Source organism: Gemmobacter aquaticus (genome assembly GCF_007859075.1).
Classification (GTDB): domain Bacteria; phylum Pseudomonadota; class Alphaproteobacteria; order Rhodobacterales; family Rhodobacteraceae; genus Gemmobacter; species Gemmobacter aquaticus.
Window position 1 is genome coordinate 23,662 of record NZ_VOAK01000022.1, and the last position, 26,249, is coordinate 49,910.

19 protein-coding genes and 1 tRNA gene are annotated in these 26,249 nt (G+C 64.0%); 7 read left to right on the top strand and 13 right to left on the bottom strand.

What is annotated here, in order from left to right; translation table 11 throughout:
- Position 1: 1 nt before the first annotated feature.
- Both FQU74_RS13195 and FQU74_RS13200 read right to left on the bottom strand, forming a co-directional pair.
- A complete protein-coding gene (locus FQU74_RS13195) occupies positions 2 to 1,012 on the bottom strand; it encodes a glycosyltransferase (protein ID WP_146286942.1) in 1,011 nt (336 codons plus the stop codon).
- Entirely contained in the window at positions 1,012 to 7,407 is a 6,396-nt protein-coding gene (locus FQU74_RS13200; protein WP_146286943.1) for a type I polyketide synthase, read from the bottom strand. Before FQU74_RS13200 ends, FQU74_RS13195 begins: the two co-directional genes overlap by 1 nt.
- Positions 7,408 to 7,663: 256 nt before the next feature.
- On the opposite strand from FQU74_RS13200, the gene FQU74_RS13205 reads away from it, so the two are divergent.
- Together FQU74_RS13205 and FQU74_RS13210 are read left to right on the top strand one after the other, a co-directional pair.
- Positions 7,664 to 8,026, top strand: coding sequence for a hypothetical protein (locus FQU74_RS13205; RefSeq protein WP_146286944.1), 363 nt, complete (start codon positions 7,664 to 7,666; stop codon positions 8,024 to 8,026).
- Between the two features lie 130 nt (positions 8,027 to 8,156).
- On the top strand, positions 8,157 to 8,903 hold the full coding sequence (locus tag FQU74_RS13210) for a WecB/TagA/CpsF family glycosyltransferase (protein ID WP_146286945.1): 747 nt from the start codon (positions 8,157 to 8,159) through the stop codon (positions 8,901 to 8,903).
- Here the strand turns inward: FQU74_RS13210 and FQU74_RS13215 are convergent, their stop codons facing one another.
- On the bottom strand, positions 8,904 to 9,857 hold the full coding sequence (locus tag FQU74_RS13215) for a glycosyltransferase family 2 protein (RefSeq protein WP_146286946.1): 954 nt from the start codon (positions 9,855 to 9,857) through the stop codon (positions 8,904 to 8,906).
- Between the two features lie 479 nt (positions 9,858 to 10,336).
- Here FQU74_RS13215 and FQU74_RS13220 point away from each other — a divergent pair, with 479 nt between their 5' ends.
- Positions 10,337 to 11,227, top strand: a complete 891-nt coding sequence (locus FQU74_RS13220) for a CpsD/CapB family tyrosine-protein kinase (RefSeq protein WP_158635591.1) — start codon at positions 10,337 to 10,339, stop codon at positions 11,225 to 11,227.
- Positions 11,228 to 11,231: 4 nt separating this feature from the next.
- On the top strand, positions 11,232 to 12,458 hold the full coding sequence (locus tag FQU74_RS13225) for a GumC family protein (RefSeq protein WP_146286948.1): 1,227 nt from the start codon (positions 11,232 to 11,234) through the stop codon (positions 12,456 to 12,458).
- A 65-nt stretch (positions 12,459 to 12,523) separates the two neighbouring features.
- On the opposite strand, the gene FQU74_RS13230 is transcribed toward FQU74_RS13225, so the two are convergent.
- Together FQU74_RS13230 and FQU74_RS13235 are read right to left on the bottom strand one after the other, a co-directional pair.
- Positions 12,524 to 13,231 (bottom strand): sugar transferase, encoded by a 708-nt coding sequence (locus tag FQU74_RS13230; protein WP_146286949.1) that lies wholly within the window; start codon positions 13,229 to 13,231, stop codon positions 12,524 to 12,526.
- A 445-nt stretch (positions 13,232 to 13,676) separates the two neighbouring features.
- Positions 13,677 to 13,901 (bottom strand): hypothetical protein, encoded by a 225-nt coding sequence (locus FQU74_RS13235; RefSeq protein WP_146286950.1) that lies wholly within the window; start codon positions 13,899 to 13,901, stop codon positions 13,677 to 13,679.
- 289 nt (positions 13,902 to 14,190) lie between these two features.
- Here FQU74_RS13235 and FQU74_RS13240 point away from each other — a divergent pair, with 289 nt between their 5' ends.
- Positions 14,191 to 15,387, top strand: a complete 1,197-nt coding sequence (locus tag FQU74_RS13240; protein WP_146286951.1) for a glycosyltransferase family 4 protein — start codon at positions 14,191 to 14,193, stop codon at positions 15,385 to 15,387.
- A gap of 4 nt (positions 15,388 to 15,391) precedes the next feature.
- Here the strand turns inward: FQU74_RS13240 and FQU74_RS13245 are convergent, their stop codons facing one another.
- The 8 genes from FQU74_RS13245 to FQU74_RS13280 all read right to left on the bottom strand — a co-directional run bounded on the left by FQU74_RS13245 (position 15,392) and on the right by FQU74_RS13280 (position 24,183).
- Positions 15,392 to 16,213, bottom strand: a complete 822-nt coding sequence (locus tag FQU74_RS13245; protein ID WP_229704407.1) for a glycosyltransferase family 2 protein — start codon at positions 16,211 to 16,213, stop codon at positions 15,392 to 15,394.
- Between the two features lie 5 nt (positions 16,214 to 16,218).
- Positions 16,219 to 18,648 carry a hypothetical protein gene (locus FQU74_RS13250; protein WP_188781586.1) on the bottom strand — a complete coding sequence of 810 codons (2,430 nt, stop codon included), beginning with the start codon at positions 18,646 to 18,648 and terminating at the stop codon, positions 16,219 to 16,221.
- A gap of 20 nt (positions 18,649 to 18,668) precedes the next feature.
- Positions 18,669 to 19,610, bottom strand: a complete 942-nt coding sequence (locus FQU74_RS13255) for a hypothetical protein (protein ID WP_146286954.1) — start codon at positions 19,608 to 19,610, stop codon at positions 18,669 to 18,671.
- Between the two features lie 53 nt (positions 19,611 to 19,663).
- Positions 19,664 to 20,650 carry a glycosyltransferase gene (locus FQU74_RS13260; RefSeq protein ID WP_146286955.1) on the bottom strand — a complete coding sequence of 329 codons (987 nt, stop codon included), beginning with the start codon at positions 20,648 to 20,650 and terminating at the stop codon, positions 19,664 to 19,666.
- Positions 20,651 to 20,719: 69 nt separating this feature from the next.
- A tRNA-Thr gene (locus tag FQU74_RS13265) sits at positions 20,720 to 20,795 on the bottom strand.
- 66 nt (positions 20,796 to 20,861) lie between these two features.
- A complete protein-coding gene (locus tag FQU74_RS13270; protein ID WP_146286956.1) occupies positions 20,862 to 22,334 on the bottom strand; it encodes a heme biosynthesis protein HemY in 1,473 nt (490 codons plus the stop codon).
- Positions 22,335 to 22,346: 12 nt separating this feature from the next.
- Complete coding sequence (locus FQU74_RS13275) at positions 22,347 to 23,411, bottom strand: COG4223 family protein (protein ID WP_146286957.1); 1,065 nt, start codon at positions 23,409 to 23,411, stop codon at positions 22,347 to 22,349.
- 31 nt (positions 23,412 to 23,442) lie between these two features.
- A complete protein-coding gene (locus FQU74_RS13280) occupies positions 23,443 to 24,183 on the bottom strand; it encodes a uroporphyrinogen-III synthase (protein ID WP_158635592.1) in 741 nt (246 codons plus the stop codon).
- A gap of 46 nt (positions 24,184 to 24,229) precedes the next feature.
- Here FQU74_RS13280 and tsaD point away from each other — a divergent pair, with 46 nt between their 5' ends.
- Positions 24,230 to 25,312 (top strand): tRNA (adenosine(37)-N6)-threonylcarbamoyltransferase complex transferase subunit TsaD, encoded by a 1,083-nt coding sequence (tsaD, locus tag FQU74_RS13285; protein WP_146286959.1) that lies wholly within the window; start codon positions 24,230 to 24,232, stop codon positions 25,310 to 25,312.
- Positions 25,309 to 26,244, top strand: coding sequence for an NAD(P)H-dependent glycerol-3-phosphate dehydrogenase (locus FQU74_RS13290; RefSeq protein WP_146286960.1), 936 nt, complete (start codon positions 25,309 to 25,311; stop codon positions 26,242 to 26,244). Before tsaD ends, FQU74_RS13290 begins: the two co-directional genes overlap by 4 nt.
- Positions 26,245 to 26,249: the final 5 nt, after the last annotated feature.

Below are 26,249 nucleotides of genomic sequence, written 5' to 3' on the forward strand. Positions count from 1 at the left end.
TTTACTCGGCCGGACTGGTCCGGCCCTTGGACGAATCAGCGCGCGCAACAAACGCGGGCGCCTTGCGGAAATGATGCATGATCAGGTCACGCAGGAAATGCGGCGGATCGCCCAAGGTCTTGCCTTGCAGCATCAACCGCAACCGGCACAGCGCGCCACCGCTGACACAGGCAAACGTGGCAAGGGCGGCATACGCGCGCCCGTGGTTCTTGGTGAAATAGTAGCGGCGGCTATCCAGCCAGAAGCCGGGTATCCGTTTCCAGGTCTTCATGCCCGTAGAGGCGGACCCGATATGGGTCACTTCTGAATGGCGGATGTAATCCGTGGTCCAGCCCGCCCGCGCAGCGCGCAACAAGAGGTCGGTTTCCTCGAAGTAAAGAAAGAAGGTCTCGTCAAAGAGCCCGATCTCGTCCAGCGCATCCTGCCGCATCAGAACGCTGGCCCCAGCCAGCCAGTCGACCCGCGTGGTCGATTCTGGAATCGGCAGGGCAACGATGTGGCGCTTGAGCATCCGTGACACAGGCCCAAGCCGCGCAGCGCCCTCAAACTCGCCAAGGATTGACGGAAAGCGGAACGCTGTCTGGTGCGGCTCACCTTCGGGGCCATGGATATAGCTGCCAGCGAAGCCGGTTCTCGGGTTGGCCTCAAGATGATCCAGAAGGGCACGGATCGACCCAGGATCAGGGAAAGCGTCCGAGTTCAGGATATAGACATAGTCGGGCCGCCCACCGCCCGGCAGGCCGGCGCGAATGCCAAAGTTGTTGCCGGCGCCAAAGCCGCCGTTATGCCCGCTTTGCAGGACCTGCACGGGAATGCCACCGGGGGCCGGGTTGTCCCAGCCCCGCCGAACGACCTCGGCGCTCATCTTCTCGAACGATCCATCGCCCGAGTCGTTGTCGACGATGGTGATCGCGCCCGGCATGCCCTGCATTTCACGCAGGGCCGCTTCGCAGGATTGCAGCGTCATGTCGGGCGTGCGCCAGTTCAGGATGACTGTCAGGATTGCTGGCATCACTCGGCCGCCTCTCTCAGGGCCGGGGCAGAACCTTCGGCCTCGGCAATCACCTCGCGCAGACGCGCGGCCATGACACGGACGTTCGGCTCCAGCACCATGCTGTCGTGATCGCCCGGCACCTCATGCACCGTCAGTTCGGGGGCAAAGCGCGTCAGATCGTTATCGGGGAAGACGTACTCGCGCGCGCTGCTGACCCAATGCCCATTGGTGACCTTCCAGCGCGGATCGAGCGGTGGACGGAACAGCGCCGTCGCCCCCTTGCGCAGCGGCAGGGCATAGATCGAAATCGCCTCGCGGAAGGCGGCCTCGATTTCGGCATTGTGGAACTGGTGCGTGGTCTCGGTTGCCAGCTTCGGGCGACGCTTCTGCATCTCCCAGGCATAGCGCGCCTTCGCCCAGTCAACGATGTAGCGCGGCCCCCGCTCTCTCAACTCGGCCAGACGGATCAGGATGCGGTCGATCCGCGTCAGCGGCGGGCGCATCGGCAATGGCGTATCCAGCAGGACCAGAAGGGAGACCTCCTCGCCCTCGGCTTCAAGCTGGCGTGCCATCTCCCATGCGGTCAGGCCACCACCCGAGAAGCCGCCCAGCAGATAGGGCCCATGCGGCTGCACCTGACGCACCTCGGCGATATAGTCGCGTGCGGCATCAGGAAGGGTGCGGTGTGGCTCGGCATCACCGAACAACCCACGCGCCTGCAGACCATAGAACGGGCGGTCACCCCCCAGTAGCTGCGCCAGATGGCGCAGGTTCAGGACGTTGCCGAACATGCCCGCCACAAGGAAGAACGGACGCTTCTGGCTGCCGCCGCCTTCGTGCATTGCAACCAGATGGGTGAAGCGACGCTTCGGCGTCTCGGGCCGCGGGTTGGGCGCGCCGCTGTCTTGCGGCCCGATCCGCTCTTCGATCAGCGCGGCGCAGGCAGCGATGGTCGGCGCCTCGAACAGGATCGAGATCGGGAAGTCGACGCGGAAGGCCTTCTTGACCATGGCAAACAGCCGGACCGCGATCAGGCTATGGCCGCCAAGCGCGAAGAAGTCGTCCTCGACGCCCACCTGCCCCACTCCGAGCAACTCCTGCCAGAAGCCGACCAGCGTGCGTTCGATGTCATTGCGCGGCTCTACGTATTCACTGTCGAGATCCGGACGCGCGAAGGTCTGCCCCTCGGGCCGGGCGGCCTCGGCCTGATCGGCCTGACGGACCAGCGTGGGCAGGTCAAGCGACGAGACGATCACCTGGGGCTGCCCGGTCGCCAAAGCCCTCACAAAGGCCTCGGCCCCCTCTTCGGCAAGGATGCCCTGCGACAGGTTGTGGACCAGCCGCTCTTCCTGCGGCGAGGCGGGCTTGGCCCCGGCCTCGGCGGCATCAAACTCCATATCGCGTTCGGCCGGTGGCTTCTGCTTCAGTGCGCCTTCCAGCTTGCGGATGGTGAAGCCTTCAATCTCGGCGACGACATTGCCGGCGTCATCGGCCAGCGTCACGTCAAAGACCGCCACAGGGCCGTCGCCGCGGTTGGCCCCGGCATTGCGGACCCAACTGACCACGCGGGCGGGCATGGCCTGCCACACCCGGATGCGGCCATAGGAGACCGGGACCCAGAGGTGATCGGGCCGATAGCCCGAGATCAGGCCCATGGCCCAGCCCGTCGCCAGATCGAGCAGCGCGGGATGCATCAGCCAGCCCTGCGACAGATCGGTCTGCGCCGACAGCGGCAGGGTCAGCGAGGCGACCCCCTCACCCTGACCAAGCGCCATGCGATGCAGCACGCGCCAGCGCGGGCCGAAGTTCAGATGCTCTTCCTGTGGAGAGCGGATGCCACGCAGATCCTCGACCGGTGCCGCGCAGCGCGCGGCGATCGCGGCCGGGTCAATCTGACCGGGCTTGCCCGACACTGGCATCAGCCGGCCCTGGGCGTTCAGCGCAAAGCCGGTGCGCCCCCGCACCTCATGCCCCGAACGAACCTCGAAGGCGTAGCCCTCGTCCGAGGGCGCCAGCCGCACGCGCATCTCACGCGCTGCGCCATCGGCGACATCCAGCGCGCGGAAGAACATCAGGTCGCGCAGTTCGAACCCTGTCCAGCCCTCTTCGGCTGCGACCTCTGCCGCGATCTCGACATAGCCGGTGCCGGGGATCAGCGCCGTGCCATCTTTGGTACGGTGGCCATCAAGGATCCAACGATCCGTCGCAAGCCGGGTCGAGAAGACGCGCGCGCCGGAACGGTCATAGGTCGACTCGTCCAGCATCGGGCGCGACACCGGCAGTTTCGGCGCGGGCGGCTGCGTCCCGGTGCGCTCCGCCAGGGCCTCGGCGGCCATGCCCACGTCGGACCAGATGCCCCAGTTCAACGCAAGAACCCGTGTCTTGCCCTGCTTACGCGATTGCGCATAGGCGTTCAGGTATTCGTTCGCCGCCACATAATCGACTTGCCCCGCAGGGCCGGTCACGGTTGAGGTAGAGGAGAACAGCACCATCAGATCGAGGCTGCCATCCGGGAACAGGTCATGCAGCACATGCGTGCCGTGCAGCTTTGGCGCAAAGACCTCCTCGACCGCAGCCGGGCTCTTGGTCATCAAGGGACCATCATCGACCACGCCCGCGGCATGGATGACTGCGCGCAGCTTTCCGAACGACTGTTCGGCTTTCGCAATCGCGGCCCGCATCTCCTCGGCGTTGCAGACATCGGCACGCGCGACCATGACCTCGGCGCCAAGGCTTTCAAGCCGCTGCACCGCAAGGATGCGACGGCCAACCGCGTCGGCCGCGCCATACCGGGCGACATGCGCCGCCCATTTCTCGCGCGCGGGCAGTTCACGTCGCGCGATCAGCACGAGCTTTGCCTTGCGCTCGGTCGCAAGCCGCTCGGCCAGCGTCAGGCCAATACCGCCGAAACCGCCCGTGATCAGCACCGGCGCGCCCTCGGCCAGTACGAGCCCGCCTTCGGTCAGCGGCAACTTGCGCAGCGCACGTTCGAACCGCTTCTCGCCCCGCAGGGCAGCAGCAGAGTTCGCAGGATCAGACAAAAGATCCTCGCAGATCTGCAAGGCCAGTCGCTCTGTCGCGGCCGGATCGGCCTTTGCGCGCCAGCCCTTGGGCTGCGGCGGCAGCACCACGTCCAGCGTTGCGCAGGTCACACCCGGCAATTCGCGCGGGATCACCTTGACCGGACCGGCCACAGCAGCCTTTTCAGGATAGGGAAGCCCCTCGTCCTTGACCTGCGCGGCCCCGGTCGTCACCACGGACACATGGATCGGGCGGGGTAGATTTTCTTCCGCCATCGCCTGCCCCAGGAACATCAGCGCGTAGAAGCCCTGCTCGATATTGCGATGGAAGAAGCTTGAACCGGGGCGGAAGGTTTCGCGATCCGTCACCAGCCAGAAATGCGCGATCCGGTCAGGCGCATGGCCCGAGGCAACCAGGTCGCGCACAAGCTGATCATAGCCCTCGCGGCCGCGTTCGGGGTTCAGGATATATCCGCCCTCGCCGTCGCGGGCAAAGGCATCGCCCGTGCGAACCGTGACCACGTCCTGCCCGGCTGCACGCAGTTGCGCCACGACCTGCGCGGCGAGGCCAACCTCATCGGCAAAGACCAGCCATGAATGACGCTCGGCCGTTTCCAGATCGCCATCAGCGGCCTTGGGCTTCCAGACCGGCTGCCAGCCCCATTGGCCGATATCCTCGACCTTCATGGGCAGCGCCTCGGCCTGAATGACCTGGGTCGCGGCGGGTGCGATGAAATAGGGTTTGCGCTGGAAGGCATAGGTCGGCAGCGGCACCTTCACGCGGCGCTGGCCACCCCAGATCGGCTCCCAGTCGACCGCGACACCACAGGCCCAAAGCCGCGCGATCGTCGCGATGTGCCAGGCATCGTCGGCCATCTTCTGTTCGGGATGCCGCAGCGCAGGGATCACCTGACCGGCGGACACACCATTGGCCTGCGCCAGCGACGACATCGCCCGGCCCGGACCCATCTCCATATAGACGCGGCCCGGTTCGGCCATCAGATGCGCCATGCCCTGCTGGAACATCACCGTGTTGCGCAGGTGCTGCACCCAGTAATCGGGGCTCATTGCCTGCTCTGCCGTCAGCGGCAGACCCGTGCGGTTCGAGATGATCGGCAGTTGCGGCGGGTTCAGGCGGATCGAGCGCAGATAGTCGCCAAAGCGGCCAAGGATGGGCTCCAGCATCCGGCTATGGGCCGCGATGTCGATCTGGATGCGCTGTGTCTCGACCTCTTCCTTGCCAAGCTCTGCGGCAAGTGCTGCAAGCGCCGCATCGGGCCCGGACACCACGCAAAGACCCGGCGCGTTCACGCTGGCCATATCAAGATCGCCGGTCAGGCGCGGACGCAGCACAGCCTCATCCAGCGGAACCGACAGCATGCCGCCCGGCGGCACGGTATCGAACAGCTGCCCACGCAGATGCACAAGGCCGATGCAATCTTCAAAGCTCATGACCCCGGCCAGACAGGCGGCCGTATTCTCGCCCATCGAATGGCCGATCAGCGCGGCCGGGCTGACACCCCAGCTTTCATAAAGCTTTGCCAGCGCATATTCAGTGATCATGATCAGCGGCAGCTGCACCGAGGGCTTCTTCAACCGTTCGTTCGCCGCCGCCTCGCCACCCTGCTCGGGCAACCAGAGCGCGCGGATATCGTAGGCGAGCTTCGGCTGAAGGATATCCAGGCCACGGTCCATCCAGTCCTTGAATTCCGGTTCGGTCGCGTAGAGGTCGCGGGCCATGCCGGCGTATTGCGCCCCGCCGCCGGGGAACATGAACACAACCTCGGGGTGCTCGAGGAAATCGTGGTTGAAGACGCGGCGGGGGTCCTTTCCCTCCAGCAGGTCCGCAGCCTCGGCATGGCTTTCCGCCACCAGAACCCGGCGCTTTTCAAAGGCGCGACGCCCCTCTTTCAGCGTCCAGGCCACATCGGCCAAGGGCTGCTCAGGATGGGCGCGCAGATGCGCGGCCAGCCGGGCCGCCTGACCGTCAAGTGCCGCCTTCGATTTGGCCGAGATCACAATCGGCTGGAACGGCCACAGGCTTTCGTCCGAGGGCGCGCGCTCGGGCGCCTCTTCAAGCACGGCATGGGCATTGGTGCCGCCCACGCCAAGGCTGTTGACGCCAGCGCGGCGCGGATGGTCCGTCGCGGTCCAGTCGGTCAGCCGGTCATTCACCCGGAAGGGAGAAGTCTCGAAATCAATGGCGGGGTTCGGCGCCTCGTAGCCCAGAGAGGGCGGCATCTGGCGGTGATGCAGCGACAGTGCGACCTTGATCAGGCTGGCGACGCCGGCTGCTGTATCCAGATGCCCGATGTTGGTCTTTACGCTGCCGATACGGCAGGTGCCCACGGTCTCGGCGCTCTCGGCAAAACCCTGGGTCAGCGCGGCAACCTCGATCGGATCGCCCAGATAGGTGCCCGTCCCGTGGCATTCGACATAGTCCACCGTGTCCGAGGTGACACCGGCGATGGCCTGCGCCTCGGCCACGCAGCGGGCCTGCCCCTCGACGGACGGCGCAAGATACCCTGCCTTGGCCGCACCATCATTGTTCACGGCAGATCCCTTGAGGATCGCCCAGATATGGTCGCCATCCCGGATGGCATCGACGGCGCGGCGCAGGACCACACAGCCCGCGCCCGAACCAAAGACCGTGCCCTGCGCACGATGGTCAAAGGCATGGCAATGCCCATCCGGCGATAGGATCTCACCCTCATTGAACACATAGCCGCGCGCGTGCGGCAATTCGATCGTCACACCCCCGGCAAGCGCCATGTCGCATTCGCCGTTGAGCAGGGCCTGCGCGGCGTAATGAACGGCCACGAGCGAGGTGGAGCACGCCGTCTGGATGTTGATCGAGGGCCCCTTCAGGTCAAAGATGTGGCTCACGCGCGTGGACAGAAAGTCCTTGTCGTTGCCGGTGTGACGCAGAAGGAACATGCCCGTGCCGTCGACCAGATCGCGGTTCGAGCACAGGTTGAAGTAGAAATACGACCCCATGCCGCAGCCGGCATAGACGCCGATCGCGCCCTTGAAAGCCTCGGGCACATGGCCTGCATCCTCCATCGCCTCCCACGCCACCTCAAGGAAATGGCGGTGCTGAGGATCAAGGATGGCGGCCTCTTTCGGCGAGAAGCCAAAGAAGTCGGCGTCGAAATGCTCGAACTTTTCCAGAATGGACGCTGCCGGCACATAGTTGCGGTGGCGCATCTTCGTCGGGCTTTCGCCGTTCTCCAGCAACTCGGCTTCAGACAGGTGGCGGATGCATTCGATGCCGTTGCGCAAATTCTCCCAGTATTCGGCGATCGAATACGAACCCGGAAGATGCGCCGCCATACCGACAATTGCGATGTCCGTCTCGGAAACCTGAGACTGCTTCAGACCGTCTTTCGACATGCACTCCTGCCAAGTCACTTTGCGGCTCGCGCCGGCATTTGAAAATGAATGTCCCCCCCGTTTCGGGTCGGGAGGTTCCTCTGTCGAACTTATCGCATCGGACCGCCCGATGATACCCGGAGCGATGCCTTTGCGGTACCTTCCCCCCCGCGGCGACAATGCCATATTGATGCCACATTTGAGCATGGCTTCTCGCGTCAGGGTGGCAAGACATAGCCCTTCTGCACCATCGATGTGTCCCCGATGGGGCATACTGGTGCAGTTCTATGGACAATCGCGCATTTCACAAGTGACGTTAGGGCAAGCAGATTGGCCGCTGAGCCCTGCTTTTTGGGGCGGCCAGGGCTGGCGTGCTCCCCTCGCCTTATGGGAAAACGTCGGTTTGCGGCAGGATCGCCACAGGATCGAGCAGGGCGAGCCCGGCATGTCATGGCGCGCTGAACAGCGCCGTCTCAAATTTGCCCGCTCCATGACAGCTCCATTGCCCGCATTGCCCGGTTATTGGTCGGATCTGGAAATCGCGCTCTGGGATCCGGGTCAAAAACCGGCCTGGGGCCTCGAATCAGCGATCGATTCGGCGCTGCAGAAACGGCATGAACTGGCTTCCCTGCCGCCGTAGGGCGCCGGTTGAATGGGCATACGTTCGGGCGCGATCGATCTCAAAGGCCTCGCACATGGTTTGATCATGCAGTTTCGCTTTGTCTGTGCTATGGGCACGCAAAGATCGATGAACAGAGTCATTCTCTTCCATGCAATTCCGTTTCGAAGACACAACAATCTCCGTCAACATTCCGCATGCAGCGGGCCTGCTCTCGGCCGTCCGGGCCAGGCTGGCAGCGCGTCAGGGATTTGCGCTTGCGACAATCAACCTCGACCACCTTGTCAAGCTGAAGTCTGACCCCGCCTTCCGCCGCGCCTATGCCGCACAGGATCTTGTAGTGGCCGATGGCAACCCGATCGTCTGGCTGTCAAAGGCCGCGCGCCGACCAGTATCATTGGTCCCGGGATCCGAGATGGTCCTGCCGCTTGCCAGGCTTGCCGCGCAGACCGGGCGCAAGGTAGCCCTCTTGGGGGCGACTGAAGAGACACTAAAAAAGGCCGCTGACGCCATCCGGGCTGAGGCTCCGGGCATCGACATCGCCCTGACCATTGCCCCGCCCATGGGGTTTTACCCCGATGGCCCCGAGGCCGCCGCCATGCTGAAGCAATTGCAAGAGGCCGACATCGGCCTGACCTTCCTCGCGCTCGGCGCACCGAAGCAAGAGCGATTGGCCGCCCGTGGACGTGAACTCGCGCCGAATGTCGGCTTCGCCAGCATCGGTGCGGGTCTCGATTTTCTGGCCGGTTCGCAGGTCCGCGCGCCGCAATGGGCGCAGACCATCGCGATGGAATGGGCATGGCGCATGATGTCAAACCCCAAGCGATTGGTGCCGCGCTACTGGGCCTGCGCGAAATTGCTGCCGGGCGAGTTCATAAAGGCGATCCGGGCGCGCTGATCACTTGTATTCGATCAGGCCGCGCCGACGGCCGATCAGCCGGCCAAGATAGAAGCCGAGCGCGCCCTGCGCCTCTGGCAGCTTGCCCAGAACAGTAAAGAACGCCGTTCGCCACCCCAACCGGGGTGCGAGCCGCGCCATCTGCAGCGGCCAGGCCAGCAGCAGAAGCAACCCCGCCGGGTGGATCAGCCCTGCCACAAGCGCCACCACGGGAACTCCTGCCCCCCAGATCAATGCGCGGCGCGTCTCTCGCAGCCAGTGCTTCTCTGGCGCGCGACCATAGCGCCAGGCGCCTTCGGCAAAGGCATGTCCCGCGCGGCGGGAGCGTTGCCACCACTGGCCAAAGCGGGTCATCGCGGCATCATGCAGGGTCATCTCGGCATCAATGCGCCAGACCTCGCCACCGGCACGACGCAGGCGCAAGCAGAGATCCGGCTCCTCGCCCGCGATCAGCGTGGGATCATAGCCGCCAACGGCCTGAACGGCAGAATAGCTCATCAACGCATCCCCGCCGCAGGCCAGCGCTTCACCCACCGGCGTATCCCATTCGGCATCGCACAGGCGGTTGTAGATCGTTGCGTCCGGGTATCGTTCGCGCCGGCGCCCGCAGACCACGACGGCACGCGGATGATCTGCCATTGCGCGCAAGGCGGTGGAGACCCAGTCGGCCCTGACCTCGCAATCGCCATCCACCAGTTGCACAAAATCCGGCGCGTCGGCCGCCAGTGCCGCAAGCCCCGCATTCCGCGCGCGCGCGGCCGTAAAAGGGACGGACATGTCCAGCGCGACAACCTCGGCTCCGCGCGCATGGGCTGTGGTGAGGCTGTCATCGGTTGATCCGCTGTCAACATAGATCACGCGCCGCACCTGTGGGCGCAAGCTGTCAAGACAGACCGCCAGACGGGCACCTTCATTACGCCCGATCACTACTGCATCAACCCGATCCGTCACCATTCCGCCTCTCCGCCACCTTGGGCAACCGCTGCTTGGCATGTCGCGCTCGTGCTGCCAAGCACGCCGGCGCCTTCGACCACAGATTCGGGCATATCAGCACCGTTCCGGAAACAGCAGACGCTCATTTTTGACCATTCCGCATAGTCAGGCCGCCTGCCTGGGGGCGTATGGTGAAAACTGCATCGAATCTTCAGGTTTTTGATCACTGGCGACCCGCGTTGAAAGCCGATGCATCCCCATCGGCCTTTCATTCAGGTGCGCGATCTGATAGGCATTTCTTGACGATCAGGGACTTCGGCGCCAGCGCGTCACCAGCCGCGCATCCTGGCACGTTCCTGAGGGTCACCCGAATTCACGGGTTGGTTGATTTGTTTTCATACGGCTTTTTCGCCGCGCTGCTGGAGTTCCCGGGACTAAGAATGGTGAAGCATAGAAGTCTGGTCCCGCAAGGCAGGGCGGCCGCAGTTGCTGCAGGTTCAATGATCAAGAAAGACGATATCACACACGACCTGGTGGAGACCGATACGGCGCAGGCGCGACCGGTAAAGGGACTTCCGACATTCCGGTCACGCAATTCCGTCGCCCCGCGTGGCGAGGAAACCACAAGATCATCAATGCGGCGTGGCCTGATGAAGGCCACCGGCGGCAATCCCGATATTGCCTGGAACTCGCTGGCCACAATCACGCTGGATCTTGCAGAGGTGGCCCGGCATGGGCTGTTTCCGCAGGCGGCCGATCACCCGGTGACGGCGAAGTTCGACATCCTGCGCACCCAGATGCTGCAGGCAATGTCCGAACGTGAATGGGTGCGCATCGCCGTCACTTCGCCCACGCACGGCTGCGGAAAAAGCCTTGTTGCGGCGAACCTTGCGCTCGCGATGGGCCGGCTTCCTTCGGTGCGCACGGTTCTTGTGGACCTTGAACTCCGCCATCCTGAACTTGCGCATATGTTCGGGGCCGACGTCGGCCCTCTGGGCGAGATGCTGACGGGCGAGCAGCCGATTGAAAGCCATGTCCGGCGCCTCGGTGAAAATCTTGCTCTGGTTCTGAACAACCAAGCCATCATCGGCTCGGCTGAATCCCTGCTTTCTCCTGAAACAGCGGAAACGCTTGCCGTGCTGGAGCAGACGCTTCAGCCCAATGTGATGATTTTTGATCTGCCGCCGGCGCTTGGCTCTGACGACGTGCTTTCAATCCTGCCGTTGGTCGATGCGGTGCTGCTTGTCGCAGATGGCACGCGGACGACGGCTGACGACATCCGCGCCTGCAGCCACCTGATTGAGGGCCGGTCGAGCCTTCTCGGCGTTGTTCTGAACCGCGCAAGCGATCTGAAGCAGGATCGCTATCGGTACAGCAAGAAGCGGGGTTGAAGCGATGGGACCGATTCAGACCATTGAAGACCTGATCAACCTGTTGCGTCGTCGCGGCGTCATGATGGCATTGATCATCACGCTCGCCGCCAGCGCGACGCTCGCCCATGTCCTGATGCGCCCCGAGATCTATGAGGCCATCGCCGTCATCCAGGTTCAGTCGCCATCCGTTGGCGGTGAGGAATCACAAAGCAGCAACCAGATTGCCCGTCTGCTGCAGACCACCGAACAGCAACTGACGACCCGCGAGAGTTTGCTGGAGATGATCGAGCGGCATAACCTGTTCTCGGACACCGAGGGCATGAATGACGACAACAAGATCTACGCCATGCGGACGGCCGTGACCTTCCAGAGCATCGCGACCGCCTCGCAACAGGCGTTTGGATCGCCTACCTCCGTCTCGGCGCTGACCATCACGGTTCGCTTGGGCGAGGCAGAGCAGGCCGCGCGGGTGGCGAACGATTTTGCCCAGAATGTTCTCGACCGATCCATCGCAAGCCAGGCGAGCCGTGCGCGCGACGCCGCAACCTTCTTTCAGACGGAAGAAGAGCGGATCTCGCGCCAGATCAGTGCGCTTGAGGACGAAATTGAACGGTTCAAGGCGGCCAACCCCGTCGTTGACGAGGGAACCATCGCCGGAGAGCGTGCCACGATCGATGCGGAAATCCGGGCGGTGAGCCAGGAGATTCTGGCCGCGCAGGCCGAGCTGGCTTCGCTGCGCGAGAAGGACCGCCTGCGCGAAACGGATCGTCGCCGGATTATCGATCTTGAGGCACGTGAAACCGTGCTGAAGACCCAACGTGCCGCGCTGGAGGGACAACGCGAAAACCTTGTGGATCGCGTGGCACGCACGCCCGAGATCGAGCGGCAACTGGGCGCCTATGCGCGCAACCTCGAGCAGTTGCAGTCGCAGTTCCAGTCGGTCAGCGAGCGTAAGGTGGATGCAGAAACCACCTTGCGCCTGGAGCAAGAGAACCATGCAGACCGCTTTAGTCTGCTGGAGCGTGCGGTGGTGCCCGAGTATCCCGTCGGCGGCGGGCGCAAAAAACTGCTGTTTGCCGGAACCATGGGCGGGATCATCGCGGCGTTCGGTCTTGCCTTGCTGCTTGAGACGATGAACCCGGTGATCCGGACATCCGGCCAGATGCAGCGCCAGCTGGGGATCCGCCCGGTCATCACACTGCCCGAGCTCGATCTTGCCAAGGGGCGGCCGAAGCCAGAACGAACCTGAGACAATCAACAAAAAGCCCCGCCGTCTTATTCAGACGGCGGGGCTTTTTTCTGTTTGGTCAGAGATCAGCAGCCAGTTCCGCCCGTGACGACCGATACCGTCCGAACAAGGATCTTGGCGTCGGCGACGAAGCTGACCTCGCGCTCATAGACCGCATCATACTCAGCGCGCGCCTCAAAGGTCGTGCGATTGCGACCAGCGGTCTGCCAGTAGCCGGTGATGCCCGGACGCAGGCGATAGTAGGCCATGCCAGGATAGATTGCTTGCTGGTTCAGCATCATCGGACGCGGCCCCACCAAGCTCATATCGCCAATCAGCACGTTCCAGAGCTGCGGCAGTTCATCGAGCGAGCTTTTGCGCAGGAAGCGTCCAAAGGGCGTGATCCGCGGATCGTTCTTCAGCTTCTGGATGGCATCCCACTCGGCGCGGGCTTCCGGGTTCTCGGCAAGGTGGCGCGCCATACGTTCGTCGGCATCCACAACCATCGACCGCAGCTTCCACATGCGGAAGGCGCGACCGTTCATGCCGACGCGTTGCTGGGTGTAGAACGCCTTTCCACCATCGCGTGACACCGCAATTGCGAGGCCAGCAACCAGCGGAACGACGATCGGGGCAGCCAAAACAACAGCGGTAACGTCGAGCGCACGCTTGAAAAAGCGACGGTAGACGCCATGCTTGGCAACTTTTTGTGTATCAGAGGCCTGAGAAACGATGGCCTTTGTATCGAATTGAACAGAACGTGCGTTATCAAAATTTTCGTAGGTAATCGTCATCGTCTTTCACCTGTTAACCAGATTGCGACCAAGAACATCGCCACACACCAATGGATGTGAAGATGTCCGCGGATATCTCGGCACTCTTCACAACCGCCTTACGAACCGGCACCCATAACTCAGGCAACCTGCCCACGGGTCATATTACCCCGTAAACTTCATACACTTCTATAGTGATCGGCGGCTTTGGCGTGGGATACTTGCGAAGTTCGGTGGAAAAACCACACACCCTCTCGCCGGTATGATGACGCAGTGCAGCATGCCACAACCTTAGGAAGAAAGATGCAGGACGGCACTGCACCGACGGCCAAAGGTGATTCGCTATCTTGGGGAACAGAGCGCTTGCCACGCGCTGGCTCACTTGGGCCAGAGTCAATACTTGAGCGCTTATCTAAGGTATTGGACGAATCGAGGTGGCGGATACCAGCCGTTGACGGGGCGCCGATCAGGCCTGGTTCCGGCGGGAATCTGCCGAAACATGCACAAGCGCGGGCGGCCCCGGAATGTGCCGCGCAATGCCGCTAGCGGCAATGAGGAACAGCGCCACGCCAGCCATGCCACCCACCGGATAAGCAAACAACACCACCAGTAGCGGCGCACCAACGATCAAAGCCCAGAGCACGGCAAAGAGGCCAGAGACAATACCCGAGATCATCACACCAATCGCCATATCGTCCCTCGTTTCTTGTTCGGGCGGGAATCGCTGCCCGTTAACGAAGGCTAGAAATCGATTGGGGCAAAAACTTGTTCACAGTTCAGCGGATTGAGGGCCAAGCGCACAAAACCGGGTTTGTTTTCAACGCCATTCCGGCAAGGTCGATCCAACTCGGCGTTCTTCACGGGGATTCGGCCACAGCTATAGGCGCATGCACGCCAAGCCACGATCCTTGCCATTGTTCGGTCACAGGGTTCTGTGACAAGCTTGCACGACCATTCGAAGAGCCGCTTGGACACATATCTTGAAGATCGCTTATCTGGTTAACACCTATCCGCGCCCGTCCCACACCTTCATACGCCGCGAGATCCGCGCGTTGGAGCGTCAGGGATTTGATATCCACCGCTTTGCCATGCGCTCCGACCGGCGCAACCTCAGCGACCCCGACGACAAGGCCGAGGACCAGCGGACCGAACATGTTCTTGAGCAAGGCGAGGCGGGGTTATTTCTGGGCGCCCTCGCGTGTGCACTGCGCCATCCTCTGCGCATCGTCCAGGCGATCGGAGTTGCATGGCGGCAGGGTGGTCGCGCGCGGTTGCGGCTCAAGCATCTCGTCTATGTGGCCGAGGCTGCCTATATCGCACGCCGGTGCAGGGCGTTGGGGGTGCAGCACCTGCACGCGCATTTCGGCACGAACTCGGCCACCGTTGCAGACCTCCAGCACATTTTGGGCGGTCCGCGCTGGTCCTTCACGACGCATGGGCCAGAGGAGTTCGACGCTCCCGTCGCGCTCTCGCTGGGCGAGAAGGCTGCGGCGGCCAGCTTTACGGTCGCGGTTTCAAGCTTTGGCCGCAGCCAGCTTTGCCGCTGGGCACCGGTCGACGTCTGGCCGCGCCTCAAGGTCGTGCATTGCGGGATTGAGCCCGAACGCTTCCCCGAACCTGAACCCGCAGAACCGGGAAAGCGACTTGTGGCCATTGGCCGGTTCTCTGAACAGAAAGGGTTTCCGATCCTGATCGAGGCGCTGGCGATTGCCGCCCGCAAGGAGCCCGACCTACGCCTCACGCTTGTCGGAGACGGGGAGCTACGCGGCGAGATCGAGGCGCTGATCGAACGCTATACCCTGCGCCGCCATGTCACGCTGACCGGCTGGCTGCCGGAAGAGCAGGTGCTCGCCGAACTGGCGGCGGCCAATGCGCTGGTTTTGCCCTCATTCGCCGAGGGTCTGCCGATGGTGGTGATGGAAGCAATGGCTGCCGGGCGCCCGGTGATTGCCACCTCTATCGCCGGTATCCCTGAACTTGTCACGCCTTCGGTGGGCTGGCTTGTTCCGGCGGGCGATGCTGCCACCCTGGCCGAGGCGATGGAAACCTTCGCCAGAACCCCGGACGACACGCGCGCCGCCATGGGCCAGGCGGCACGCAAACGGGTCATGGAGCGCCATGATGTGAACCACGAGGCTGCACGATTGGGCGAGCTGATCCGCGCCGCGCAGGGCTGAGGAGTCAGCGCCCGCGCGTCCACCCCGCCGAGCGTCCGCTGCGCACGGCCAGCGAAACCGCCGAATAGACCGCAAAACCCGGCGGATCGCTCAGCGCCAGTCCGACGATCCGGCCCGGCGTCAGACGCGCCTTGCCCTCGCGCTCCAGAAGTTCGGGCCATTGTCCGGCGATTTCCCGCACGCCTGCGTCCTGCCTTCGACGTACCCGCGCAAGGGCCGAGAACCCCTCGATCATCGGCCAGAGATAGGTTGCGGATACCTGAACCCGTTCGGCCGGACTGAACTGCAAGCGCACGAAGGTGTCATCCGAGATGATCGTGGGAAATGCCCCCCAACGCCGCCGACCCGCGGCATTCACCGCAAAGAGCCCGTATCCAGGCGCCGTCGCCTGTGCGAAGGGCAAGCGCTGCCAGAACCGCGCATAGAGGCGCGTCACCCAGGATTTCGCCCTGGGGATGATAGCCGTGCCGGAGGCGTAGCGCACCTCATCCACCGAAAGCGCCTGCACCAACTGGGCAAACAGCGGGGCCGAGACGATCACATCGGCATCCAGATAGGCGCGCATATCCCCTGTGGCCACCGCATCGCCGGCGTTGAGTGCCCCCGGCTTGCCGCCCTGGGGCAGGTCCAGCACCGTCAGCCGCCACCCCGCCTGCGCGGCCTGCGCGGAAAGGCCGCGCGCCACATCTGCCGTCCGGTCGCGGCATCCGTTCGCGACGACGACGACCTCGGCCCCGCCCGGAACCGCATCCGAGGCAAAAACCGCGTTCAGGCAATCGGCAATGTAATCTGCCTCGTTCGAGGCGGGAACAATCACGCTCAGCAACGTCTTCAACCCTTGGTCAGCGCCTGCCAGCGCGGATTGTCATCACCCAGATGCCGAAGCGCACCCCAGCTTCCCCATTTGGATGGGTAAGAGATATCGACAAAGGCATTGAATGGCGCGTCGGTCAACTCTGACCACCCCGCCATCAGCTTGCGATACAGCGCACCGATTTCGGGCGTGTAGCTTAGTGTGGTCAAATATGTCGCAATCTCGGGATCGTCCAGCGCCGCGCCGAGGCCGACGATGTGGCTGCCCCCTTCGTACATCACAAGCTCCAGTCCGTGATCTCGTGCAACCTCGGCGTGATGGGGAAAGACGTTCGTCAGCATGTCATCGATCGAGCCTTCGGGCTTGCCGCTGTGGCGGCCGTCCTCGACCTCTTCGGCACCGCGGGCCAGTGCAAGGGCCAGCGGATTGTTCGGGTCCGCCGCCCGACTTTCGGCAAGCCACTCCTTGACCATTGCGTATTTCTCGTCATCGACAAGCCGGGCAGAAAAATACCCCGTCACCGCATAGGCGTCGAACGACCGGTAAGGTTCCGGCCGCCCCTCGGCGACAACGAGCGGTGCATCAAGGATATCCGCCTCGCGACCGAGCCAACCCGTATGGGTGGCGATGACACGAACGAGCCGGCTGTCATCGGTAAAGACCTCGGCCCAGATACCTGCGATCTCTGCGGCACGCATCGCGTAGTACTGGACCCCTGCCTGATCATCACCCCACCGCTCGGCCGCGCGCTCCTTGGCCCAGCGGGCCTGACCGAACATCTCGTTCCACATTTCGTTGGAGTATTCGACCCATGCACGTCGCTCGGGCCGAAGCTCGCTCTGCACGATCCGGGCGTATTCGCGCACCAGATCATCCTCGGCCAGATGCGGCAGCGTGAACCAGGGATCGGCGTTCAGTTCGTTGGCAAGCGCGACCATCACCTCCACCGGCACGCCCTTGCGGGCCCATGTGTAGTCCGTCATCTTCGGGCGATCCACCAACGCGGCAAGCTTTGAGTTGTTGGTTTCCATCCAGTCCATCAGCCGGATCAACTTGACCCCGCGAATGCGGTTCAGCCAGTCGGGGTTGAACAGACGACCCGCATCAAGATCGGCCATCCGGTCGGCACGCACCACGGTGATGTCACGGATCGGGTCAGATGGATCGATGGCCGGCATGGTGATGATGACGCCGCCCTCTCCAGGCTGAAAATCGAAACCGATGCCGCCAGCCTCGGGGTGCTGCTCCTGCGCACGACCCCCGAGAAGCGGCGTGCCCTTCCCCTTCCACCGCATGATATAACGCCCGGCAATGCCCGCCGCCTCGGGCGGAAGGTCGGTCAGCAGAATCGTCGAAACACCTCCGGCCTCGGGCGGGGCTGACAAGAGCCAACCATTCGGGTCGAGCCGACCTGCGGCCGCCAGGTCATCATGCCCCAACCCTTCCCACTGGCCATTCATATGCGCGGTCCAGGGCCGTGCCGTTTTCATCACGTCAAGAAAGGGCTGCTGCACGGACCAGTCGCTGATTCCGGCCACGCCAACTGCCAGATTGGTGTTGGTAATGGGCGGAAAGTTCAGCACATCGGGCTGGATCTGCGTGCCTGCTTGCTGAACCGGCGCCAGCGTATCTGCCGCGCCCTGTCTGCGATCCTCGCGCGCGCGCTGGTCCGTCACCGCTTTCCAGGCAATGCGCTGCATCGCAAAGGCCAGATCGTCCGAGACGATCGCCGCGCGGTTCGGCCATGTCCGGAACAGGCGGGCGGGCAAGCCTTCCGGGTTTTCGCCGGTGATCGAGGCAAATTGCACCATCGCCACCAGATAGAGACCCTTGCCGTTCGGGTGGATGTCGTCGTGAAACAACTCGTTGATCGAGGCGATCCCCGGCAGTTCTCCAGCCTTGGCCGCGGCGTCCGCCAGAAGCATCGCTTGCCCGGCGGGGATGATGCGCACCGGATCGGACCCATTTGGCCGTTCGGCATTGGCCTTTTCGGTCAGCGATTCCCATACCGGCAGGTCATTTGCCAGACGTGTGGCCCAAGGCAGCCCGGAATCGGCGTCGTTTTCGATCGCGACGCCCGGACCAGATTTCAGGCTGTGCCAGGTTTCATAGACGAAGACCTGCGTTTCAGGGTTCTTCTGCCACGCGAGCCCTGCCCAGCGCGCCACCTGACCCACGCTGTCACTCCACGTGACATGGTTATCCAGCGGCACGGCCTCTGTCAGGATCAGCACATCGACCTCTCCGGTCTCAAGCCGGGCACGCCCGTTCACGCCGTGAGAGGCATCGGAATAGTCCCAGTTGAATTGCAACGGCGCGCCGGGAATCAGATGCGCCTCAACCCTTGCCTCATGCCCCCGGTCCTGCAGCGCACTCTGCACCATGGGGGGAAGCTCGGCGCCAACAAGACTGTGCCCGACGAACAGGATATCCGTTAGAATCGACATCAGTGACATGCCACCACCCTTTACTGAGCCAAACCGGACATAGGAAAGCCGCGTACCACCTCCCAGACGACCTGCTGGATGATCCGTGCCGCGTCGGCATTTGGCGCTTTGGCCATAGTGCCATCAGCACGAAGCAATTCATGCGGCAAACCGACCGGGGATTCGCCCGACAGCACCGCGAAATGGGTCAGCGCCACCACGTAGGCCCCGATATCATTGATGTGGATGGGATCCTGCGTCCCATCTGCGTTCAGACCGAAAAGGTCTTCGCGGCGGGTCAGGCCCGGCACCTCGCCCGCCTCGATCCGGCGGACCAGTTCGGCCATCACCTGCCCGGCGGGGATGACATAGATTGTGCCGACCTCGGGTCGCGTCATCGCCGGACGCAGCACCTGATCAATCCAGAGCGTTTCCAGATCACTGTCCAGCCGCTGCAACCAGCCAGCCGCATCGTCAAGCCGGTGCCATGTCTCATAGAGATAGAGCCGCGCATCCGGCCGCGACGCGCGGGCAAGCCCGGCCCAGTCGGCCAAAGCGCGGGCGCTGTCGTGATAGCGGATCGCATCCTTCAACTCGACCATTTCGGTGAATACGATGGCGTCATATTCGCCCGATCCGACGGCTTCGCGCGCAGCGCGGAAGGCGGGGGGCCTGTTCTCCACGCCAAATCCGGGCACATCATTGCGCCAGTGCTGATCGAGCGTTGCGCCCCAGCCCAGCTGACTGTTGTAGCGGTTCCCCATCAGCTGAGAGAGCATCGCAGGCATGTCGCGCCCGACGAGGCTATGCCCCAGATGAAAAACCGCCGCCGGACGTTTGGGCGACAGCGGTTCGGCATATCGCGTCCGAAACTCGGCGATCGCCAGCGGATCGGTCATCGAGGGCCCACGAGAGGAACCACGCCACCACCAGAATGCGGCGCCAAGAGCAATCAACAGGAATAGAATCAGAATAATGCGCATGGTGCGATCATGCACAAGGATTGCGTCCGGTTTAAGAAAAACCTGCGGGGTGCCTAGCCTTCGCCCGCGCGTCGCAGGATTTCGGGATGGCGCCGGCCCATGTTGCCCGTCAAGGCATCACGAATGGCGAGCCGGATCAGACCGCGATAGGCCGCACGCTCTTCTCCCTGCAACGCACCCCCCTTGGTCAGCCAGCGCGGCAAAAGCAGGGCGATGATCGGCCAGAAGAGCAGCGGCCCGGCAGCCAGCCGATAGACCAGAAACAGGTTGCGGTGGTGGTAGTAGGTTTTCCAGAACGGCCGCATCACCGCGCCATGCATGGCGGTCGCGCATTCATGTTCAAAGACGACACGCGGCTCGAACACATTGGGAAGCCCGGCGCGCGCCAGGCGCAGTGTGTAATGCACGTCATCGCCGTAGATGAACATACGGCCATCGGGAAATCCGCACCGCTCTACCGCTGCGCGCGGAATGAACTGTCCGACAAACGAACCCCCGTCGATCGGCAGGGGCTTGGCCTGACGATAAGCCTCGTCCGCGATGTGAAACGCCTTGCGACCGCCCAGCATCAGGAAGGCCTGAACGAAAGTCTCGACATGCCAGAACGGGTTTCGCCAGGGCCGGTTCATTTCGCAGATCGCGCCATCGGGGAAGGTGACAGCCGCCAGAACCGCGCCTTCAGGTCGGGGCAAGGTTGCTCGGAAGGCCTCGATCGCACCGGGCATCGGGCGCGCATCGTCGTCCATCACCAGATACCAGTCGGGATCAAAGCGGTTGCGCGCCTCGCGCATGCCGGTCTCGAACCCCTGCGCGCCGCCGCCGTTTTCGGCCATTTCAAGCACGGTCAGCCGCGGCTCGGACAGCCCTCGCAGCCATTCACGCGTGCCATCGGTCGATCCGTTCTCGATCACCAGAACCTGATCCAGCGGCTCGGACAGCAGCCGTTCGACCGTACGACGGAACTTTTCCAGCCGGTTGAAGGTGACGACGATCGCGCAGATGCGTGCTGCATGTGCCGGAGGTGTCTGGGGAAGGGTCATTGTCCGGTCCTGAGGCCCCTCGGCGCGGCTTGCGCCCGGGTCGGCACATTCGGCCGTGAAGGGTGGAAGTGGTGCCGGTGAAGGGACTCGAACCCCCGACCCCATCATTACGAATGACGTGCTCTACCAGCTGAGCTACACCGGCACTTCCCGCATGAGACCCAAGTCTCTGCGGCGGGCTGATAGCACCCCCGCCGGGGATTGTGTAGCCCTAATTTGCACTTCGCGCGATGGCAGCCAGATCGACCGGTTCGTCCTCGGCATCATCGACATGCGTGGTCTCCACCGTCGGTGCGTGGCGCGGAGCAGGCGGGTTGACGAGCAAGGGCAGCATCTCGGTTCCCGTCGGGCTGGGGGTCGCCGTCTGGGGCGGCTCACGCCAGGACAGCGTGTCAAACCCGCCGCAGTTTTCGCAGATCGGAACCCATTCGGCGTGGATCGCATGGCATTTGTCACAGCACCACTGCGGGCCGCGCGGAGCGGTGACGGCCTTGGCAAGCCATGCCCGCACCTCGGCGTCATCGGCACCCTCGCCTCGGGCGATGGCCGCGCGCAATGCAAGCATCCGGCCGGTTGGCGCGGTTTCTGGCAAATCGCCCAGAACGCGCCGCGCACCGGGAAAATCCTCAGCCGCGATCAGAAGTTCGGCTCGCAGCATCCGGGTTTCCGGATCGTCTGGATGGATCTCGGTCAGCGTGCGGAACCGTTTCAGCCGTTCAGAGGGAGTTTCATCCGGCGCAATATCGGCGAAAGCGGCGGCAAGATCGGGATGGGGCTGCGCCTCCCATGCCTTGCGGATGATCCGCGTCGCACCCTTTGCATCCCCCGAGAGCGCAAGACCGCGTGCTGCCATGGCAGCGGCGGGCACCAGATCGGGCGAGGCCTTGTTGGCGGCAATCGCCGCCTCGCGCGCCTCGATGGTCGTGCCCTCTTCCATGACCTTGCGCGCCTCTTGCAGCGCAAGAACGGCATCGCGGCGGCGGTAGATGTCCTTGGCCAGCGTCCCGGAGCGGCGCTTTGCTTCCAGCGTGGCCCGCGCGCCCTTCCAGTCTTGCGAACCGGCCTGCAGCTTCAGAAGCACATCCTGAATGTCGGCCTGCTTGGGCTTCAGCTCAAACGCCTTTTGTGCAAGCCTCAATGCGGTTTCGGTGTCCCCCGCCGCGAGCCGCTGACCAAGCAATCCCCGGATGCCGACGAAACGGGTGTCCTGATGACCAAGCAGCGCCTTGTAGGCCTGTTCGGCGCGTTGCGTATCGCCCGCCGCCTCGGCGGCCTGAGCAACCATGATATTGGTGATCTCGGGGTTGCCCAGCAACCTCTCGGCCTTGATCGCACGGGATAGCGCCACCCGGTTCTCGCCCGCAGCCAGCGCGACCATGCCTTCGGATAGCGCGGCATAGCCCTTGCGCTCGCGGTTGCGGTCAAAGTACCGGGTCAGCGCCGTTTCATCACCGTTGACGAAGCGCAGGACCGCGACGATCAGCCCGATCAGCTTCGTCAGAAGCCATAGGCCTGCCATGGTCACCAGAACCAGGATCACCGCCTGCAGCGCGCCCAGCGTGAATTCGTATCCCGCGGCCGTGATACGGATGCCATCGCCCGAATTGATAAGGAACGTGGCCCCCCAGGTGATCCCGGCGACAGCGGCGAAAAACAGCAGAACCTTGATCAGGGCCCAGATCATGCGGCTTCCCCCTTAATTCTGCGGCATCAGGCTGGCCAGCGCCTGTCGCGCCGCCAGATGAATGTCGGCATCTGCCACCCATGTAGCCATGGCCGCGCGCGCCGGCTCGGACAGGGTGTCGACCATGCCGCGCGCCGCCGCCAACTGACCCGCGTCAATGCTGGCCTGCATCCGCGACAGCACCGCCTCGTCACCCTCACCCTCTTGCGGGGCGAGAGGGCGGGCATTGGTCTGGTTCATCACAAAGGTCTTCAGACGCTCGGTCATCGTGCCGGTGCCCTGCGACGCGCGCCTGCTGGCCGATAGCGCCTCTCGCGCCGCTTCGGGGAAGGCGGATTGCAGCTCAGCCAGCGACACAGGCTTTTCAGCAAGTGCCGCCAGAGGTTCTGGCACGGCAATGCCCGCATCACCAAGGGCCGTCAGGCTCTCCCCAAGATCAAGGCCACTGTCCAGCGCGGTATCGAGCGCGATCAACGCCCCACGCTGCGCAAGGGCGATCTTCGCCGCCTCGGCCTCGGCCTGCGCGCGCTCGGCCTCGGCCGTCACCGCCTGCATCCGTTCGGCAACGCGGGCATCGATCTGGCTGGCGAGCGCCTGCGCATCTGCCGGGTTCTGCGCTGCAAGGCGGCTTTCCAGCGTCGCAACCTGCTGCTCCAGCGCCTGCAACGCGGCGGTGTCCGTCGCTGCGGGGCGGCTTTCCAGCGCGGCAATGCGCGCCTCGACCGGCCCAAGATCGGCCACGGGCGCCGGTCGGTCCGTCACGGATTTCAACGCCGCATCGAGCCGGGCAATCTCTGCCTTCAACGCTTCAACCTCTGATGAGGCCGGGCTGACGATCGGCCAGCCTTGCTGAACCCCGTACCGTGCAACCGCAAAGCCGCCACCTGCCGCAACCGCACCGCCAAGAACGAGCGCGAGAAAGCGGCCAAGCCCCGAACCGGAGGGCCGGGCAGGCGGTACTTGGGTGGATTCGCGCGGCACCGGATCAGGCTCTGCCGCAACCTCGGGTGACAGAACGAGGGGCTCCGGCGTTACGGCGTCGGTTGTCCGGTCCTTCTCTTCCTCAGCTTCCGCCATCGTTCCCCCCAAGAATGACCTGTGAACAAAGCTAGTCGCTTGCGCTGCCCCACTCAACCCGTTGCATCGCATCAAGAACACCAGCCGCATCGGGCGTCGAGGCAATTGTCAACCCACAGGCCGGAATCTGCCGCAGCGGCGCGGCTGCCGCAGGGGAAATTGCGACGAAATGCAGCGGCGCGCGAACGTGGGCCGCCTCCATTTCCGCCAAAAGGAGCTGTGCGCTGCGAGGCGAAAAGACGGGCAGCAGCAGGGGCTCGTCCCCCGCGAGCGCCGCCCGCGCAGAGTCTGAGAGGGGTGCAGGCAACTGGCGATAGGCAAGCGCAGAAACAGTCTCTATTCCAGCCGAATTCAGCGCGGCGGCCAGATCAACCCTGATGTCCTGCCCATGCAGATAGAGGACGCGCCCTTGGTGATGCGCTCGCGTGACAAGGCGCATCAGATCCTCGGCCGTTCCATCCGCCGATTGCGCGATGAGGCCAAGTGCGCGCGCCTCGGCTGCCGTGCGGGCACCCACGCAATAGGCAAGGGTCGGAAGGGGTTGCGGATCGCGCCGGATCGCCTCAACCGCCGCGGGTGAGGTCAGGACAAGGGCCGAAAAACCCGCAAGGCGCGGCACGATGGGCAGATACTCGGTCATCATCAGGGGCGAGACGATCACCCGGTCCGCGCCGAAGACCCGCGCCGCCTGCGCGGCAAACTCTGCCCCCTGTCCGGCGGGCCGGGTAATGATCACCAGCGGGGCCGGGGATGCGCGGGATTGCCTGACCATGGCACTGGTGATACCTGCAACCGGACTGCGGAGCAACTGCGACACCATGCCGGACAGCCTGACATTCCTGGGGATCGAGAGCAGCTGCGACGATACTGCCGCCGCCATCGTGCGCCATGCGCCGGGTACGGCCGCGCAGGTCCTGTCCTCGGTCGTCGAGGGCCAGACCTCACTGCATGCGGCATTTGGCGGCGTCGTCCCCGAGATCGCCGCCCGCGCCCATGCCGAACGGGTGGATCTGTGCATCGAGGCGGCGCTGGATCAGGCCGGGCTGACGCTCGCCCAGATTGACGGGATCGCGGTGACGGCGGGACCGGGGCTGATCGGCGGGGTTCTGTCGGGCGTGATGTGCGCCAAGGGACTGGCCGCTGCAACCGGCCTGCCGCTGATCGGCGTCAACCATCTGGCCGGGCACGCGCTGACCCCGCGCCTGACCGATGGCATCGCCTATCCCTATCTCATGCTGCTGGTCTCTGGCGGGCATTGCCAGTTCCTGCGGGTTGATGGACCCGACGCCTTTACCCGACTGGGCGGTTCGATCGACGATGCGCCGGGCGAGGCCTTCGACAAGGTTGCCAAGATCCTTGGCCTGCCACAACCGGGCGGACCTTCCGTGCAGGCCGAGGCGTCAGGCGGCGACCCCAGGCGCATTCCCCTGCCCCGGCCCTTGCTGGATCGGCCGGGCTATGATCTGAGCTTTTCCGGTCTCAAGACTGCGGTGCTGCGGGCGCGCGATGGTCTGATGGCAGGCCTTGGTGGATTGCGACGGCAAGACCGGGCTGACCTCTGTGCGGCATTTCAGGCGGCGGTTGCCGATGTGCTGGTCGAAAAGTCGCGCCGGGCACTGACCGATCACCCTGTAGGGGTCTTTGCGGTAGCCGGTGGCGTCGCCGCCAATACCGAGATCCGCGCCCGCCTGACCGCCCTTTGCGAAGGGCTCGGCGTCACCTTCCTCGCACCCCCCTTGCGTCTTTGTACCGACAATGCCGCGATGATCGCTTGGGCGGGGATTGAGCAGTTTCGCTTGCGCGGTGCGGATGATCTGACGCTTTCCGCCCGGCCGCGCTGGCCGCTCGATCAAAAAAGCCCCGCGCTGATCGGATCGGGCAAGAAGGGAGCCAAGGCATGACGATCGCCATTCTGGGTGCCGGTGCATTCGGGGCAGCGCTGGCCGCAACCCTTGGCCGCACAACCGATGTGGTGCTGTGGGGGCGCAACCAGACCGGACGCGCCATCGCACGACTTCCGGGGATCGAGCTGCCGGAAACCGTCACTGTCACAGCAGAAATTGCCGATACGGATGCGGCAGAGGTGCTGCTGTTGGCCCTGCCGATGCAGACCCTTGCACCCTTTGTTGATACGCATCTCGCACGGCTGTCGGGGCGCCGGCTGGTGGCCTGCTGCAAGGGTGTCGATCTGCAGTCAGGCCTTGGCCCGGTCGAGATTCTGGCGCGCGCTGGCGGCCCTGCGCCTGCGGTGCTTACCGGCCCCAGCTTTGCTGCCGATATCGCGATCGGACTGCCCACGGCGCTGACCCTGGCCTGCACCGACGACCAGCTTGGCGCGCGGCTTCAGGGCCAGCTTTCAACTCCCACACTCAGGCTGTACCGGACAACCGATGTGATCGGCGCTGAACTGGGCGGGGCACTGAAGAACGTGATCGCCATCGCCTCGGGCGTGGTGATCGGGGCGGGTCTTGGTGATTCCGCCCGCGCGGCGCTGATGACGCGCGGCTACGCCGAGATGCAGCGCCTGGCGCTTGCCCATGGCGCGCGACCCGAGACGCTCGCGGGCCTCTCTGGGTTCGGCGATCTGGTTCTGACCTGCACCTCGGATCATTCGCGCAACTTTCGCTTTGGCCGCGCACTTGGGCAGGGATCCGCCTTCGACCCCACCACCACCGTCGAGGGTGCCGCCACCGCCCGCGCCGTCGCACGCATCGCCCGCGAAGAGAAGATTGATATGCCGATCTCGACCATGGTCGCGGCACTGGTCGACGGAAAGATCGGCCTCACTGACGCGATGCAAAGCCTTTTGTCCCGCCCCCTGAAACCGGAGTAACCCCG

Bases quoted from the DNA above. Each gene is read 5' to 3' on its own strand.
- FQU74_RS13195 (WP_146286942.1), bottom strand. From the start codon at position 1,012: ATGCCAGCAATCCTGACAGTCATCCTGAACTGGCGCACGCCCGACATG.
- FQU74_RS13200 (WP_146286943.1), bottom strand. From the start codon at position 7,407: ATGTCGAAAGACGGTCTGAAGCAGTCTCAGGTTTCCGAGACGGACATC.
- FQU74_RS13210 (WP_146286945.1), top strand. From the start codon at position 8,157: ATGCAATTCCGTTTCGAAGACACAACAATCTCCGTCAACATTCCGCAT.
- FQU74_RS13215 (WP_146286946.1), bottom strand. From the start codon at position 9,857: ATGGTGACGGATCGGGTTGATGCAGTAGTGATCGGGCGTAATGAAGGT.
- FQU74_RS13220 (WP_158635591.1), top strand. From the start codon at position 10,337: ATGATCAAGAAAGACGATATCACACACGACCTGGTGGAGACCGATACG.
- FQU74_RS13225 (WP_146286948.1), top strand. From the start codon at position 11,232: ATGGGACCGATTCAGACCATTGAAGACCTGATCAACCTGTTGCGTCGT.
- FQU74_RS13230 (WP_146286949.1), bottom strand. From the start codon at position 13,231: ATGACGATTACCTACGAAAATTTTGATAACGCACGTTCTGTTCAATTC.
- FQU74_RS13235 (WP_146286950.1), bottom strand. From the start codon at position 13,901: ATGGCGATTGGTGTGATGATCTCGGGTATTGTCTCTGGCCTCTTTGCC.
- FQU74_RS13250 (WP_188781586.1), bottom strand. From the start codon at position 18,648: ATGTCGATTCTAACGGATATCCTGTTCGTCGGGCACAGTCTTGTTGGC.
- FQU74_RS13255 (WP_146286954.1), bottom strand. From the start codon at position 19,610: ATGCGCATTATTCTGATTCTATTCCTGTTGATTGCTCTTGGCGCCGCA.
- FQU74_RS13260 (WP_146286955.1), bottom strand. From the start codon at position 20,650: ATGACCCTTCCCCAGACACCTCCGGCACATGCAGCACGCATCTGCGCG.
- FQU74_RS13270 (WP_146286956.1), bottom strand. From the start codon at position 22,334: ATGATCTGGGCCCTGATCAAGGTTCTGCTGTTTTTCGCCGCTGTCGCC.
- FQU74_RS13275 (WP_146286957.1), bottom strand. From the start codon at position 23,411: ATGGCGGAAGCTGAGGAAGAGAAGGACCGGACAACCGACGCCGTAACG.
- FQU74_RS13280 (WP_158635592.1), bottom strand. From the start codon at position 24,183: ATGGTCAGGCAATCCCGCGCATCCCCGGCCCCGCTGGTGATCATTACC.
- tsaD (WP_146286959.1), top strand. From the start codon at position 24,230: ATGCCGGACAGCCTGACATTCCTGGGGATCGAGAGCAGCTGCGACGAT.
- FQU74_RS13290 (WP_146286960.1), top strand. From the start codon at position 25,309: ATGACGATCGCCATTCTGGGTGCCGGTGCATTCGGGGCAGCGCTGGCC.